The 13,209-nt window shown below is 70.2% G+C and carries 17 protein-coding genes and 1 tRNA gene; 7 read left to right on the forward strand and 11 right to left on the reverse strand.

Annotation, left to right across the window (positions count from 1 at the left end):
- The first annotated feature begins 90 nt into the window (after positions 1-90).
- The 3 genes from ACQUQD_RS21435 to ACQUQD_RS21445 all read left to right on the forward strand — a co-directional run bounded on the left by ACQUQD_RS21435 (position 91) and on the right by ACQUQD_RS21445 (position 3,474).
- Positions 91-606: a hypothetical protein gene (locus tag ACQUQD_RS21435; protein ID WP_428953732.1), complete on the forward strand. Its 516-nt coding sequence runs from the start codon at positions 91-93 to the stop codon at positions 604-606.
- Between the two features lie 241 nt (positions 607-847).
- On the forward strand, positions 848-2,995 hold the full coding sequence (locus tag ACQUQD_RS21440; protein WP_428953733.1) for a DEAD/DEAH box helicase: 2,148 nt from the start codon (positions 848-850) through the stop codon (positions 2,993-2,995).
- A 406-nt stretch (positions 2,996-3,401) separates the two neighbouring features.
- Positions 3,402-3,474, forward strand: a tRNA-Lys gene (locus ACQUQD_RS21445).
- Between the two features lie 99 nt (positions 3,475-3,573).
- Here the strand turns inward: ACQUQD_RS21445 and ACQUQD_RS21450 are convergent.
- Positions 3,574-3,825, reverse strand: a complete 252-nt coding sequence (locus ACQUQD_RS21450) for a chaplin (protein WP_428953734.1) — start codon at positions 3,823-3,825, stop codon at positions 3,574-3,576.
- A gap of 415 nt (positions 3,826-4,240) precedes the next feature.
- Positions 4,241-5,443, reverse strand: a complete 1,203-nt coding sequence (locus ACQUQD_RS21455; protein WP_428953735.1) for an FAD-dependent monooxygenase — start codon at positions 5,441-5,443, stop codon at positions 4,241-4,243.
- 264 nt (positions 5,444-5,707) lie between these two features.
- Between ACQUQD_RS21455 and ACQUQD_RS21460 the strand changes: the two genes are divergently transcribed.
- Positions 5,708-6,103, forward strand: a complete 396-nt coding sequence (locus ACQUQD_RS21460; protein ID WP_428953736.1) for a hypothetical protein — start codon at positions 5,708-5,710, stop codon at positions 6,101-6,103.
- A 201-nt stretch (positions 6,104-6,304) separates the two neighbouring features.
- Positions 6,305-6,571, forward strand: a complete 267-nt coding sequence (locus tag ACQUQD_RS21465) for a chaplin (protein ID WP_428953737.1) — start codon at positions 6,305-6,307, stop codon at positions 6,569-6,571.
- Between the two features lie 116 nt (positions 6,572-6,687).
- On the opposite strand, the gene ACQUQD_RS21470 is transcribed toward ACQUQD_RS21465, so the two are convergent.
- The 3 genes from ACQUQD_RS21470 to ACQUQD_RS21480 form a co-directional block, all read right to left on the reverse strand.
- Positions 6,688-7,557: a tyrosinase family protein gene (locus tag ACQUQD_RS21470; RefSeq protein WP_428953738.1), complete on the reverse strand. Its 870-nt coding sequence runs from the start codon at positions 7,555-7,557 to the stop codon at positions 6,688-6,690.
- A gap of 6 nt (positions 7,558-7,563) precedes the next feature.
- Entirely contained in the window at positions 7,564-8,013 is a 450-nt protein-coding gene (locus tag ACQUQD_RS21475) for a tyrosinase cofactor (RefSeq protein WP_428953739.1), read from the reverse strand.
- An 82-nt stretch (positions 8,014-8,095) separates the two neighbouring features.
- Positions 8,096-8,608 carry a hypothetical protein gene (locus tag ACQUQD_RS21480; protein WP_428953740.1) on the reverse strand — a complete coding sequence of 171 codons (513 nt, stop codon included), beginning with the start codon at positions 8,606-8,608 and terminating at the stop codon, positions 8,096-8,098.
- Between the two features lie 224 nt (positions 8,609-8,832).
- Between ACQUQD_RS21480 and ACQUQD_RS21485 the strand changes: the two genes are divergently transcribed.
- Entirely contained in the window at positions 8,833-9,240 is a 408-nt protein-coding gene (locus ACQUQD_RS21485; protein ID WP_428953741.1) for a response regulator, read from the forward strand.
- Between the two features lie 7 nt (positions 9,241-9,247).
- Here the strand turns inward: ACQUQD_RS21485 and ACQUQD_RS21490 are convergent, their stop codons facing one another.
- Entirely contained in the window at positions 9,248-9,937 is a 690-nt protein-coding gene (locus ACQUQD_RS21490; RefSeq protein WP_428953742.1) for a vitamin K epoxide reductase family protein, read from the reverse strand.
- Between the two features lie 100 nt (positions 9,938-10,037).
- Between ACQUQD_RS21490 and ACQUQD_RS21495 the strand changes: the two genes are divergently transcribed.
- Positions 10,038-10,247, forward strand: a complete 210-nt coding sequence (locus tag ACQUQD_RS21495) for a hypothetical protein (RefSeq protein WP_428953743.1) — start codon at positions 10,038-10,040, stop codon at positions 10,245-10,247.
- 92 nt (positions 10,248-10,339) lie between these two features.
- On the opposite strand, the gene ACQUQD_RS21500 is transcribed toward ACQUQD_RS21495, so the two are convergent.
- The 5 genes from ACQUQD_RS21500 to ACQUQD_RS21520 all read right to left on the reverse strand — a co-directional run bounded on the left by ACQUQD_RS21500 (position 10,340) and on the right by ACQUQD_RS21520 (position 13,175).
- Positions 10,340-10,843 (reverse strand): DUF5949 family protein, encoded by a 504-nt coding sequence (locus tag ACQUQD_RS21500; RefSeq protein ID WP_428953744.1) that lies wholly within the window; start codon positions 10,841-10,843, stop codon positions 10,340-10,342.
- Between the two features lie 214 nt (positions 10,844-11,057).
- Positions 11,058-11,303 carry a chaplin gene (locus ACQUQD_RS21505; RefSeq protein ID WP_428953745.1) on the reverse strand — a complete coding sequence of 82 codons (246 nt, stop codon included), beginning with the start codon at positions 11,301-11,303 and terminating at the stop codon, positions 11,058-11,060.
- A gap of 117 nt (positions 11,304-11,420) precedes the next feature.
- The gene (locus ACQUQD_RS21510) at positions 11,421-11,705 is read right to left on the reverse strand and encodes a hypothetical protein (RefSeq protein ID WP_428953746.1); all 285 of its coding nucleotides are present in this window, start codon (positions 11,703-11,705) and stop codon (positions 11,421-11,423) included.
- Between the two features lie 293 nt (positions 11,706-11,998).
- Complete coding sequence (locus ACQUQD_RS21515; RefSeq protein ID WP_428953747.1) at positions 11,999-12,694, reverse strand: hypothetical protein; 696 nt, start codon at positions 12,692-12,694, stop codon at positions 11,999-12,001.
- Positions 12,695-12,935: 241 nt separating this feature from the next.
- Positions 12,936-13,175: a chaplin gene (locus ACQUQD_RS21520; RefSeq protein ID WP_428953748.1), complete on the reverse strand. Its 240-nt coding sequence runs from the start codon at positions 13,173-13,175 to the stop codon at positions 12,936-12,938.
- Positions 13,176-13,209 lie beyond the last annotated feature (34 nt).

Here is a 13,209-nt window from a genome sequence, read left to right on the forward strand (position 1 = left end):
GCTTTGTGCCGTGCCGTCGTGGCGCGTGTCCTCTTGTGGGGCGCGGGAGTTGGGAACGGTGACCCCGTCACGTGCCCGGAGGTGCGTCCCGTGCGCCAGCTGTCCGTATCGCTTAGTGCCCTTCGACTGGGCCGTCTGGCCGCGACCACCGTGGCCGTCGCCGCGGCCGCCGGGTGCATGAGCGTGGCCGACGACGGGCGGCCGCCGGCGCCCTCGCACTCCACGGCGCACCGCGGCGGCGACGCCGCGCCCGACGGCGGCACGGTGGTCTCCGGCGGCGGGGGCCGGGTCGGCGCGCGGGCGGCCGGCGAGGAGTCGGCGGGCCCGGACGCCTCCGCCTCGGCCTCGGGGTCCGCGTCGCCCGCCGTGTCCGCGTCGCGCAGCGCCGCGCCCTCGAAGCCGGCGTCGCCCTCGCGAAGCACTCCGTCGACCCGGCCGAGCACCCCGCGCGCCACGCCGACGCCGCCGGAGCCGCCGAAGGAGACGCCGACGCCCACGCCGCCGCCGTCCCCGTCGACCGCGGAGCCGTCGTCGTCCGCGCACGAGCAGCAGACCGCTCCGCAGATGGTGGGAGAGCCCGCGCCCCGGGCCGGGGAACCGGCGTAGACCCCGTGCCTCGGCCTCCGGTGTGAGCGGGGTCTCAAGGGTGCGGTTTGCCTTCGGGGGTGGGGGGTGCGTATGGTGGTAGATCGTTTGATCCCATTTGCCCGGCGCCGCACAGGAGCGCCGCGTGGCGCGTACTCTCCCTTGCCGTGGCTGGACCGCATTGAGGCGGTCGATTTGCGAATTTGCGAATACACGGAGTTGACGGGCGCGTGCCGAGACTCCGGAAGGTTTCGCATTTCGCATGTCCATTTCTGCTGACCAGACCCCCGTCGAGAACATCGACGCCGCCGTCGAGAACACCGAGATCGTCGAGAACGACGTGATCGAGAACGACGAGCCCACCATCACCTTCGCCGACCTCGGCCTGCCCGAGGGCGTCGTGCGCAAGCTCGCGCAGAACGGTGTGACCACCCCGTTCCCGATCCAGGCCGCGACCATCCCGGACGCCCTGGCCGGCAAGGACATCCTCGGCCGTGGCCGCACCGGCTCCGGCAAGACCCTCTCGTTCGGCCTCCCGACGCTGGCCCGCCTGTCCGGCGGCCGCACCGAGAAGCACAAGCCGCGCGCCGTCATCCTCACCCCGACCCGTGAGCTCGCGATGCAGGTCGCGGACGCGCTGCAGCCCTACGGCGACCAGGTCGGCCTCAAGATGAAGGTCGTCTGCGGCGGTACGTCCATGGGCAACCAGATCTACGCCCTGGAGCGCGGCGTCGACATCCTCGTCGCCACCCCGGGCCGACTGCGCGACATCATCAACCGCGGCGCCTGCTCCCTGGAGAACGTCGAGGTCGCCGTCCTCGACGAGGCCGACCAGATGTCCGACCTGGGCTTCCTGCCCGAGGTCACCGAGCTGCTCGACCAGGTCCCGGCCGGCGGCCAGCGCATGCTGTTCTCCGCCACGATGGAGAACGAGATCCAGACCCTGGTCTCGCGCTACCTGAACAACCCGGTCAGCCACGAGGTCGACGCCGCCCAGGGCGCCGTCACGACCATGTCGCACCACATCCTCATCGTGAAGCCCAAGGACAAGGCGCCGGTCACCGCGGCCATCGCCTCCCGCAAGGGCCGCACGATCATCTTCGTCCGCACCCAGCTGGGCGCCGACCGCATCGCCGAGCAGCTGCGCGAGGCCGGTGTGAAGGCCGACGCGCTGCACGGCGGCATGACGCAGGGCGCGCGTACCCGCACCCTCGCCGACTTCAAGGACGGCTACGTCAACGCGCTCGTCGCGACCGACGTCGCCGCCCGCGGCATCCACGTCGACGGCATCGACCTGGTCCTGAACGTGGACCCGGCCGGCGACCACAAGGACTACCTGCACCGCGCGGGCCGTACGGCGCGCGCCGGCCGCACGGGCACGGTCGTCTCCCTGTCCCTGCCGCACCAGCGCCGCCAGATCTTCCGCCTGATGGAGGACGCGGGCGTCGACGCCGGGCGTCACATCATCCAGGGCGGCGCCGCCTTCGACCCGGAGGTCGCCGAGATCACCGGCGCCCGGTCCATGACCGAGGTGCAGGCCGAGTCCGCGGGCAACGCGGCGCAGCAGGCCGAGCGTGAGGTCACCGACCTGACCAAGCAGCTCGAGCGCGCCACCCGTCGCGCCGGCGAGCTGCGCGAGGAGGCCGACCGCCTCACCGCCCGCGCCGCCCGTGAGCGCGGCGAGGACGAGGAGGGCGTGGCCGCGGCCGTCGCCGCCGCCGCGGAGGCCGCCGCCGAGCAGGTCGCCGCGGCCGTCGCCGCCGAGGTGCCGCAGCAGCCGGAGCGCTCCGAGCGCTCGTCCTCGTACGAGCCGCGTCAGCGCCGCGACGAGCGGGGCAACTACGAGCGTCGTGACCGCCGTGACGACCGTGGTGGCCGTGGCTTCGAGCGTCGTGACAACGACCGTGGCGGCTTCCGCCGTGACGACCGTCGCGACAACGACCGCGGTGGCCGTTCCTTCGAGCGCCGTGACGACCGCGGTGGCCGTGGCTTCGAGCGTCGTGACAACGACCGTGGCGGCTTCCGCCGTGACGACCGTCGCGACAACGACCGCGGTGGCCGTTCCTTCGAGCGCCGTGACGACCGTGGCGGCTTCCGCCGTGACGACCGTCGCGACAACGACCGTGGCGGCTTCAACCGCGACAACCGCGAGCGGGGCGGCTTCGACCGCGACCGTGGCGGCCGTGGCTTCGAGCGTCGTGACAACGACCGTGGCGGCTTCCGCCGTGACGACCGTCCGTCCGGCGGCCACCGCGGCAGCGACCGTCCGTTCAACCGTGACCGCCGTGACGACCGCCCCTCCACCGGCGGCCACCGTCCCTACGGCCGTCGTGACGACCGCGCCGGCTCCGGCTCGGGTTCGTCGTTCGGCCGCCGTGACGACAAGCCGCGCTGGAAGCGCAACGGCTGATCTTGGTCAGCACTGATCGCTGAAGCGGGCCCACCCCTCTACGGGTGGGCCCGCTTTGTCGTCCGGGAGCCCGTGCAACGCGCCATCACTTCTGTGTCCACCGGGGCGCCGGGCACACGGTCAAGGAGCTTCAGGCGACCGGGCGTTGGCTGTACGGATCTGCGGGCCCACCGGACTTCGTTGTGCGGGACACCTCCGGGAACCTGTACCGCAACGACGGCAAGGGGAACGGCTCGTCCACGTCGCGGACGAGGATCGCGACGGGCTGGAACGTCTACGAGGGCGATTTCCAGTTCGAGCTTCCTGGGGGTGGTTCGGGCCCGGACACCCCGGGATGCCGATACCCGATCGGCGTCGCGGCGCCGTCGGGCTATGCTCGGGGGTGCGTCGGCGCGAGCCGGTGCGTGGACCCTTAGCTCAATTGGCAGAGCAGTGGACTTTTAATCCATTGGTTGTGGGTTCGAGTCCCACAGGGTCTACGAGTGAGGGAGAGGGGTTCGCCCCTCTGAATCGCCGAGCAGCGCTCGGGCCGACCGAGGTCGGCCCGAGCGCTGTTTCGTTCGCGTGGAGCCCGGAACCTAGCCGTTCACGCAGGCGTTGCCGAACGCCGGGTTGAGCAGGCCGATCACGTTGAGCGAGTTGCCGCACGCGTTGACCGGGACATCGACCGGGATCTGGACGACGTTCCCGGACAGCACGCCGGGGCTGTGCTCGGCGACCGCGGCGGCGCTGGCCCCGTCGGGGCCGTCCAGCGCGGAGGCTACGGCCGCGGAACCCAGAACGGAGGTCCCGGCCAGCACCGTGGCGGCGGCGAATACGCGAAGACGCATCGAATCTCCCTGATAGATGCGGGAATATGACTTTCCCATCACACCGCCGCTCGCCGCCCGGCCCGGCGAATTGAGCCGTCGGCGGGCGTGTCCCGAAAGGCGGGGGATCGGTCGAATTCCCGTACGCGGGCGGCCGTATCGGCGGTCAGAACCGCGGCTTCGTCGCCGCGTCGACCCGCACCCAGCCACGGGCCGGCCGCGCCGGCCGGGGCCGCCCCGGCACCGTCCTCCCATGGGCCTGCCACAGGCGCACCACGGTTTCGTAGATCGGAGTGTCCGATGGAGGACTCGACATGTCTGTCGGATCGATTCTCTTCTGCTCCATGGTGTGCTCAACGAAGTGCACCGGCCGGAGGGACGGGACGTTATCCCGACGCAATCTCCGCGCATCCTTGTCGGGGCACCTGATGGCGGGTCACTTGTTCTGATTCTGAAAGATGCGCGCGACCCGGTGACCGAGCCAGCGCTTCAGTGACCGCAGCGCCTGCGTCCGGTCGACCGCCCGGTCCACCCGGTAGTACAGCTGGGGCGGCACGTAGGGCAGCAACGGGGAGTGGCGCTGCCCGAGCAGGGCGAACATCTGATGCGGTTCCAGATGGATGTACCGGGTCAGGTTCTCGTACCAGCCGGCGCTGTGCCGTGCCGCGCTCTGCAGGGGCAGCAACTCGCGCCTGCGGACCTGCTCGTAGTGCCCGAGGGCCGATGCGAGCGGTGCGGAGCCCTCCAGGGCCCGGGCCAGCGCCATGGCGTCCTGCATTGCCAGGGTGGTGCCCGCGCCGATGGAGTAGTGGGTGGTGTGGGCGGCGTCGCCGAGCAGGACCAGATTGCCGTGCGACCAGACGCGGTTGGTGACGGTGCGGAACTGCTGCCACTGCGACGGTCCGTCGACGTCTGTACGGCCGATGAGCTCGTGCCCCTGCAGCGGTTCGGCCAGGAGCTTCTCCAGCAGCCGCAGGGCGGCGTCCCGGTCCATGGTGTCGAGGCCCAGACCCGTCCAGGTGCCCGGCGAGCACTCGACGATGCAGGTGCTGTGCTCGCCGTCGAAGCCGTACGCGTAGCACCAGAGCCAGCCGTGGCCGGTCTCCACGAAGGCGAACGTGAAGGAGCGGAAGACCTTCGTCGTCCCGAGCCAGATGAACCGGTTGCGCCCCGACACGACCCGGGTGCCGAAGTGTTCCGCGTGCTGGTCACGCAGCACGCTCCGCGCCCCGTCCCCGGCCACGACCAGATCGCCGTCCAGGGCCGGGTCGCCGGGCGCGACCGGATGACCGAAGCGCACCTCGACCCCCAGGGAGGACGCCCGCTCGGCGAGGATCCTCAGCAACTGGTGGCGGCCGATCGCGAAACCCTCGTCACCGTGGTGGACCGTGGTGCGCCCGCCGACGTGCGCCACGCCGTCGCTCCACCGCACCGAATGCTCCTCGATGGCGCGCGCGGAGACCTGATCGTGCGCCCTGAGGGTGTCGAGCATGTCCGGCCAGTACGTGACACCCCACCCGTACGTCGATCCCTCGGGATTGCGCTCGTGGACCGTGATGTCCCGGTCGCGGTCCTGCAGTTTCAGAAGAATGGCCAGGTACAGGGACGCGGGCCCCCCGCCGGCGCAGACCACCTTCATATGAGCTCCTCCGCTTCAGGTGATGGCGCTGCTCGAAAAATGCGGCCGGACCCGCGCGGCACGACACGCGCGAGCCCGGAAAGTACCGATTGGGTACTACTCAGGAAACGACAGGGCGGCCCGGTGGTTCTTGAGCTGTTCTCTTCTCCCGGCAGCGGGACGCCCCGTTCAGTCCTCTCCGACTGCGCAGGGCCGCGGACGAGATCAGTCTGGAATTGCCCGGCCGCTCCGGTGGGGGGCGGTGACGGAAAGGCGTACCCAAGAATGTTCTTCACGCGATGTGCGTTCCTGCTCGGTGCCGTGGCGCTCGCCTGGCTTCCCTCGTCCCCGGCGACGGCCGACACCCAGGACCCCCCTGTGCTGTTGACCGCGCGGGAGTGCCGGGCGCAAGGGGGCGCTCCCGTGTTCCGGGTCTACGGCGGCGGTGACGCCTATCGGTGCGTCAAGAAGGTGAAGGGCGCCGGTCCCGCCGCGGAGGGATCCGACCCGGGGTTCGCCTTCGTGCGCCGGCCGCATTTCGACCTGGACTATCTGTCGCCCGCCGAGTGCCAGGTCGGCGGTGGCGTCATTCGCTGGGAAGAGGGAGGCGACGCCGGCGGCGGATCTCAGGTGTGCCGGGGAGGCGTCTACGCGGGGAAGACAGTGGTCCCCGTCTTCTGACCGGGATGACGGGAACGACGGGAACGACGGGAACAACGGGAACAACGGGAACGACGGGATGACGGTCGATCACGCGGGCCGGATTCCTGTCTTTTTCAGGATGTATCCCGCTATCAGCCGTTACTGCCTGTGGGCCCTGCCCGTTGAACAGGCGACGGCTGCGACCACGCGGCCGCACCTGCCAAGCAAAAGGAGAACGTGATGTCTCGCATCGCGAAGGCAGCCGCTGTCGCTTTCGGCACGGGTGCTGTGGTGCTCAGCGGCGCCGGTCTGGCCATGGCCGACGCGGGCGCCCAGGGCGAAGCCACCAACTCGCCGGGTGTCCTGTCGGGCAACCTGCTCCAGGCCCCCGTCCACGTCCCGGTCAACGCCTGCGGCAACACCGTCGACGTCATCGGCCTGCTGAACCCGGCGTTCGGCAACACGTGCGTCAACAGCGACGGTGGCGACGCCGGCTACGGCGGCTGACTCTCCAGGGAGTACGGGTGAACTCCGGCTGACACGACCGGTGGTTCCCCGCGCAGCGCCCTGATGACGGCCCCCGGCACCGACGGTGCCGGGGGCCGTCACGTGTGTACGGGCGGTCATTCGTACCGGTACAGCGACGTGTGGTCGAGCATGTCGCGCAGGGGCGTGTTCCACGGCGGCATGGTGTCGCCGGCGACCAGGACGCGGCCGTGCTGCGCGTCGCCGAGCCCGGGCTGCTCCACCGGAAGATAGGGAGCCGCCTTCGGATGGCGCTGCCGCCACCGCGACCAGCACAGGTCGACGAAGGCGTGGTGCAGCCAGAAGACCGGGTCGTTGACCGAGGCGGCCCCCAGCATGTGGCCGCTCACCCACCGGTGCACCCGGTTGTGGTTGAACCAGGTGCGATCGCCGCGGCGGGTGGGCCAGCCCTCCAGCCGGTTGCGGAACCCGCTGGGCGCGAGCGAGTTCCACGGCTTCGCGTCGTACTCGGACTCGCTCATCGCCCAGGCGAGCTCGTCCTTGCTCGGCAGATCGACCGGGGCCTGCGGCCGACCGAAGTCCCGCATGAGGAAGTCGCCGTCCGTCACGGCCTCCGTGACGGTCCAGTGGCCGAGCCGGCGCGCGAACGGCCCGGTCGTCACCTGCCGGTCGGAGCCGCGGCCGTTGCCCCCGAGGAAGTCCTCACCCCACAGAGAGGCGGCCGGAGTACGGTCCACGGTCCAGTCCCAGTACGGAACCGTGACGCCCGCGTCCACCTTCTGCAAGGCCCTCTCGAACTCCAGCAGGAATTTCCGGTGCCAGGGAAAGAACGACGGGGTCATATGGGCCACCCGTAAACCGCCGTCACCGTCGCCCATATAGAAATCGATGTGCGTCCGCACGAACTCGTCGTAGCGGCCTTTGCGTTTGAGGGTGAGCACGGCGTCCACGAAACGCCTCTTCTGCGCCTTGGTGAGCGTGCTCTGGTTCTGCCGAACGTGGGCCACCGGTCCTCACACCTCTCGCTCGGGAGTCCGCAGTGCCTGGTCGCCGAGCTCCGCCACGGCCCCGCGCGCCGCGGCCAGCGGGGTCGCGTACGACTCGTAGTGGTCGACCATGCTCAGGTAGGAACCGTCGGCCCGGCGCATCAGGTGCAGCGGGCGCCCGTCGACGGCGACCTGCCACTCGGGGGCCGCGCCCGCCCCCGAGCCGGGCACCCGGACGCCGGTGATCCGCCGCCCGCGATACGTCTCGTCGAACGTCTCGGGCGTGGCGGCCGGCTCCGGCGAGCGGAACGGACGGACCTGGACCACGGCGGTCGCGGTGGCGGCCACGCCCAGCAGGATCAGGCCCGCGCTGCGCCGGGTCAGGAGCGGTTGCGCGCCCGGTGTCCGGCCGGTGTCCGCCGGCACCGTGACGCTCTTCGCCGCCCGCGCGCCGGTCAGCGACACATGGGGATTCACGACCATCTCCTCCTGCAGGTGTGGGGGCCCGCCTGTGGTCACGAGCGCGGGCCGGCGGGTGGGCCGGGCCCACCTCGGGATGTCAGCCCAGCGCCAGGTCCGCCCCGGGCTGCGCCTGCACGTCAGGGGTACCGAGAGCGGCCTGCGGAGCCGAGACCTCCGGCAGCCCGAACCGGTGCGGCCGGGGGCCGGTCAGCGGCGGATTCACGGAAGCACCCGGCGTCAGGGTCCGCACGGGGGACGCCTCGGTGTCCAGGCCCAGCCGGTCGGTGTGCTCGGCGTCCTCCGGGCCCAGCAGCCGAGGCAGCGGCACCTCGGCCTCGGTGGCGGGCAGTTCGCTGCTGAGGGGCAGCCGCGGCACCGTGCCCTGCGGCAGTACGTGGTCCTTCTCGTACCGGGGGCCTTCGGGAGTACCGGGGATCGGGATGGGCGCCGCGGTGCTCAGCCGGGGAACGTCCATGTGCAGCGCTCTCTCCACGCCGCCGAGCGGTACCTCGACGGGCACCTGCCCCGACGCGACGGCAGGGGTGGCGCCCGCGGCGGCGGCGATACAGCCGGCCAGTACCGCGATCGTTCCTCTTACTTTGATGCTCATTTCGGGTTTGATCCCCTTCATCTCAGGATGATGACGCATCAGGGGTAACGATCCTTCCTGCGACATCAGTGCAGAATTCCCTCGGCGGGACTAATTCGTGGACAGTGGGCCTTCTGTGCTGCCGATGTGCAGGACAATCCCTCTGTCGGCGCAGCCGAGATCGCGCGCTGCTTTCTGTTGCGCCCACGACCGAGGCGGCCGGAGGAAGGTCGAGGTCTCCCCGCGTGAAGATTCTGCTGATCGATGAATGCGCCTGGGGTGTCCGGGCGTTGGAGGCCGCGCTCACCCCGCTGAGCGTCCCGATCGTCGACGCCTCCTCCAACGACGAAGCCCTCAAGGCCCTGATACGGGGTGGCGTGGGGCTGGTCGTGCTGTCGGTGGGGCCGCCCGCCGCGGACCGGCTCGAGGTCGTCCGGTACATGCGCAGGCTCGCGCCCATGCGCTGCATTCCCGTCATCACGCTGTCCGATCGTCGGCACCTGCCCGGATTCGTGGTCGAGGCGGCCCAGTTGGAGGTCGCGGATGTCCTGACCACGCCATTGGATCCGCAGGCGCTCCGCTTCAAGGCCCGCTATCTGCTCACGATCTACGGGCGGTTCGCGGCCGGGTGCGCGTCGGACCCGAACTGCTGACGCGAAGTCAGCTGGTCCAGAAGTCCCACCAGCGCGTCAGGACCAGCATGCCGACGGCGCCGATGTGCAGCGTGGGCAGCACCCAGGAGAACTCGGCGAAGAAGACGCGCGCCCCGGAAGGCGCCGGCAGGTGACCGGTGCGGACGTTGAACGAAGTCACGTACCAGAACAGGACGATGGTGGCTGCCCAGGCCAGACAGCACCACAGGCACAGCGAGTTGATCCGGTAGAGGGACTGGATCTGCAGCCAGGTCACGAAGCCGACGCCGAAGAGGCAGCCGGTATTGAAGCCCAGCCAGTACCAGCGGGGCAGGCGCGCGCCGGCGAGCAGGCTCGCCCCCACGCAGATCACCATGCCGTACGCGACGAGCCCGAGCATCGGGTTGGGGAACCCGAACACGGACGCCTGCGCGCTCTTCATGATGTTCCCGCAGGAGACCACCGGGTTCAGGCTGCACCCGGGGGTGAAGTTCGGGTCCTCGAGCAGCTTGAACTTGTCGAGGGTGATGACCCAGGAGGCGAGCAGTCCGGCCACCCCGGTCAGGACGATGAGCAGCGCCGCACCCCTGGCCCGCTCGGCGTGGGGCGCCGCGTCCTCGGCCCGCGTGTACTGGCGGCCGACCTGAGGCCGGGCGGGCGCTGCGGCCCTCTGCTGGTCCGTGCTCACCGCATCCTCCAACTGGCTACGAACAGGCATGATTACGGAGAGTCCTCAGTGGTGACGCTCGGCGCGACAAGCGCGGACGGCGGCATTAGCGTCATTCGTGTCCCCAACACAGACAGAGAGGACTTCTCTCGTGAAGCAGATCGCCCGGCGGACCTCTGTGGCCGCCCTGCTCGCCGTCGCCGTCTTCCTGCCGCTGGCCGGTACGGCCCAGGCGGCCACGCCCCAGACGCCCGTCCGCTCCACGGCAGCCCACCCGTGCGGCGACGACTGGGAGTGCTGGCACCACTGGCACCACCACGGCCTCGACCTCGGTCTGGGCCTGGGCGTCGGCCTCGGCTGAGCAGGCCCACCAGGAGTCATCCGCCGTGGTGCAGAGGTGTCGGTCGGCAGCCCGCCGATCCGCCGCTGCACCACGGACGCATGTGGGGGCGGTTATGAGCGGATACGGCGGATGGGCAGGATGCAGTGCGCGGCCGCGGTCAGGGTCTCCTCGGCGCCCGCGAACTTCTCCAGCTCGCCCTCGGGTACCGGCCGGCCGGGGGCCGCGGTGGGCCAGGGCCGGGTGGTGAAGATGAAGTACGCGCTCCCGCGTGCCTCCGCGGCCGCGAGCCACTCGGGCGGCACCGGGCACTGGGCGTTCAACAGCGGCATGGAGACGACGGCCTGGCCCGCCTCGACCAGCAGCGAGACGGGGAAGCTCGGATGCCGCGCACCGTCGTGGACGGTCGTGCCCACGGTCAGCCCGTTGTTGTGCAGGTGGGCCGCCACGGCTGCTTCCGCGGCCTCGGGACCCGCCGGGGAATCACCCAGGGAGTAGGCGAGGAGGAAAGGCATATCGCTTTCCTCTTCGACGTGTTCCCCACTCCAGGCGATGACGGCGAGAGTTCCGAGATCGGCGGCTCGAAACGTGGTGTCAATGCTCGGCGTTGAAGTCACCGAGGAAGCCTAGCGAGACAGCTTCTGTCCGCCGCCGCGCTGTCACTCGATCGGCGGAACGAAGCACACTCGATCGAGGAATTCACGCACAGCGGTTTGACTTTCGCTCGCGATGAATTGAGGGCGGTAACGCCGAAGGCTGGTTCGGGAACCCCGGAGGTTCCGAACCAGCCTTCGATGCGTGGCCCAGCGTGCGAATGAACGCTGCGCTGTGTCAGTCGTTGACGGCGGTGTTGCCGAAGGCCGGGTTGAGGCCGGCGATGCCGTTGACCGTGTTGCCGGAGACGTTCACCGGAACGTGCACCGGGACCTGGCCGAGGTTGCCGGAGAGGACACCCGGGGACTGCACCGCGGCACCCTCGGCGTGAGCGCCACCGTCGGCGAAAGCGGCGCCCGAAGCGGCACCCGCGGCGAGGCCGGCGGTGGCGAGGACGAGGGCGGCCTTCTTGGCAGTGTTCATTTCACGAGCCTTCCTACAGGGGGTTTCCTGGATCGTATTAGGGCCGTCTGCGCGGGCTGCCGCAAAGACACACCCTCATAAACCCTTCGCCCATTCGGATCAATGGGCGAAGAAGGGTTACTGGCCGACGGGGAGACCACCGAGCAGGCTGCCGGGGGCGGCGGCGCCACCCGGGTTCAGGCCGTCCGCGGCACCCGAGACGGTGCCGACGAGACCGTCGTCGTTCTTCGGGTCGAGAAGGTTGCTGTCCACCGGCGCGACATCGAGCGTCGGCTGGCTGGTGACCGTGTCCAGGGCACCGTTCAGGCTCGTCGGAGTGAGGTCGGAGGCAAAGGCGGGGGCAGCGGCACCGGCAATCACCATGGAACCGGCGACAACAGCAGCGGCCTTCATAGCCTTCATTGTTTATCCTTTCCTCGATGACAATTCGTCATCGGCATGGAATATTCACTGTCCGAGGCATTCTGAATGCCCGATGTCTCGCTTCTCTTTACCCAACGACCGACTTCGCCGACGGAAACCCCGGGGCGCCCATGATTATTGATTCCCCACTCGAAAGAACGGTTCTGCGGGCGTAAATATGAAGTTTCGTGGCATGCCGAGAGCCCGCCGGGGCGGGCCGACTCGGCCGCCCCGACGGGCTCAGGCGCCTGCTTCGCCACAGGCGCGTTCCGGCTGGCGCCGGCTGGATCCGGCTAGGAGGAGAGCGGCGTCTGCGGGAGAGCCGGGGCCTGCGGCAGGGCCGGGGTCTGCGGCAGGGCCGGCGTCTCGGGGAGCGCCGGGGTGGACGGCAGCTCGGCGGCCGGCAGCTTGGGCAGCTCCGGGAGGCCGGGCAGGTTCGGGGCGGGCAGCCCGCCGCTCAGCAGCGTGGCCGCGACGAAGTTGACCAGCCCGGTCACGACGACCGGCGCCTGCGTGGCGATGGCAGTGACGTCGCCCGCCGTCGCCGCCTTCACGAGAGCGTCCACCGCGGACTGCAGTGCGGTCAGGGCGTCGCCCTTGACGTCGAGCGGCGCCTTCGCGTCGTCGGGCACCGTCCCCTCGGGAGCCTTCGGCACCGGGGCGGACGCGGCCTGCTCCTTGGCCGTGTCGATGGCGGTCTTGACCGCGTCGGCGTGCTTCTGGGCCTCGTCGGCCGGCAGCTTGCCGTCCTTCGTCTTGAGGATGGCGTCGAGCAGGTCGGTGACCGGAGTGAGGACCCCACCGGTGTCGTGCAGGCTCTTGGTCTGACTCAGCAGGGCATCGGCTCCGGGCACCGGGGCGGATGACACAACCGTGCGGCTGACGCGCTCACTGGCGGAGTCCGCGGCGAAGACCGGAGCGGCCGCGCCGATCAGGAGGGACGCGCAGAGAGCGGAGGTCGCAAGGCGCCGTACGGGCAAAGCGGGCATGTTTTTCCCCTTCGAGGGTGTGTTGGTGCTTGAGATCACCGTGGAATGACCCACTACGACCTGCAACCGAACCGCCGCTCTCCGTGTTCGTCCCGTGCTCGCGTCCCTGTCGTTCTTCCTGGTGAGAGGCCCTGCGGCCGACTGTCGGGCACCCACCTCCATACGGGGCACGGGGGTGGGCGAAAAGAAACAGCCGCCCCTTGGGAAGAGGGGCGGCTGTGGAAGAGCCGGGCTGCGCGCGTCAGCTGTTGACGCAGCTGTTGCCGAAGGCCGGGTTCAGCAGACCGATGACGTTGACGGTGTTCCCGCAGACGTTGACCGGCACGTGCACGGGGACCTGCACGACGTTGCCCGAGATCACGCCGGGGGAGCCGGTGGCCGCACCCTGCGCGCCGCTGTCGGCGGCGGCGATGCCGGCGGTGCCGGCCATGGCGGCGGCGGCCACGGCGGAGAAAACGACTGCCTTCGCGGTACGCGACATGAACATGCTCCTTGAGGTCATTCTGTTCGGCCGG

The sequence above is a fragment of the Streptomyces sp. cg35 genome (assembly GCF_050410835.1).
Lineage (GTDB): Bacteria > Actinomycetota > Actinomycetes > Streptomycetales > Streptomycetaceae > Streptomyces.

Excerpts from the sequence above, each read along its gene's own strand:
- ACQUQD_RS21440 (WP_428953733.1), top strand. The coding sequence starts at position 848 with ATGTCCATTTCTGCTGACCAGACCCCCGTCGAGAACATCGACGCCGCC.
- ACQUQD_RS21450 (WP_428953734.1), bottom strand. The coding sequence starts at position 3,825 with ATGCGTCTTCGCGTATTCGCCGCCGCCACGGTGCTGGCCGGGACCTCC.
- ACQUQD_RS21455 (WP_428953735.1), bottom strand. The coding sequence starts at position 5,443 with ATGAAGGTGGTCTGCGCCGGCGGGGGGCCCGCGTCCCTGTACCTGGCC.
- ACQUQD_RS21460 (WP_428953736.1), top strand. The coding sequence starts at position 5,708 with ATGTTCTTCACGCGATGTGCGTTCCTGCTCGGTGCCGTGGCGCTCGCC.
- ACQUQD_RS21465 (WP_428953737.1), top strand. The coding sequence starts at position 6,305 with ATGTCTCGCATCGCGAAGGCAGCCGCTGTCGCTTTCGGCACGGGTGCT.
- ACQUQD_RS21480 (WP_428953740.1), bottom strand. The coding sequence starts at position 8,608 with ATGAGCATCAAAGTAAGAGGAACGATCGCGGTACTGGCCGGCTGTATC.
- ACQUQD_RS21490 (WP_428953742.1), bottom strand. The coding sequence starts at position 9,937 with ATGCCTGTTCGTAGCCAGTTGGAGGATGCGGTGAGCACGGACCAGCAG.
- ACQUQD_RS21505 (WP_428953745.1), bottom strand. The coding sequence starts at position 11,303 with ATGAACACTGCCAAGAAGGCCGCCCTCGTCCTCGCCACCGCCGGCCTC.
- ACQUQD_RS21510 (WP_428953746.1), bottom strand. The coding sequence starts at position 11,705 with ATGAAGGCTATGAAGGCCGCTGCTGTTGTCGCCGGTTCCATGGTGATT.
- ACQUQD_RS21515 (WP_428953747.1), bottom strand. The coding sequence starts at position 12,694 with ATGCCCGCTTTGCCCGTACGGCGCCTTGCGACCTCCGCTCTCTGCGCG.
- ACQUQD_RS21520 (WP_428953748.1), bottom strand. The coding sequence starts at position 13,175 with ATGTCGCGTACCGCGAAGGCAGTCGTTTTCTCCGCCGTGGCCGCCGCC.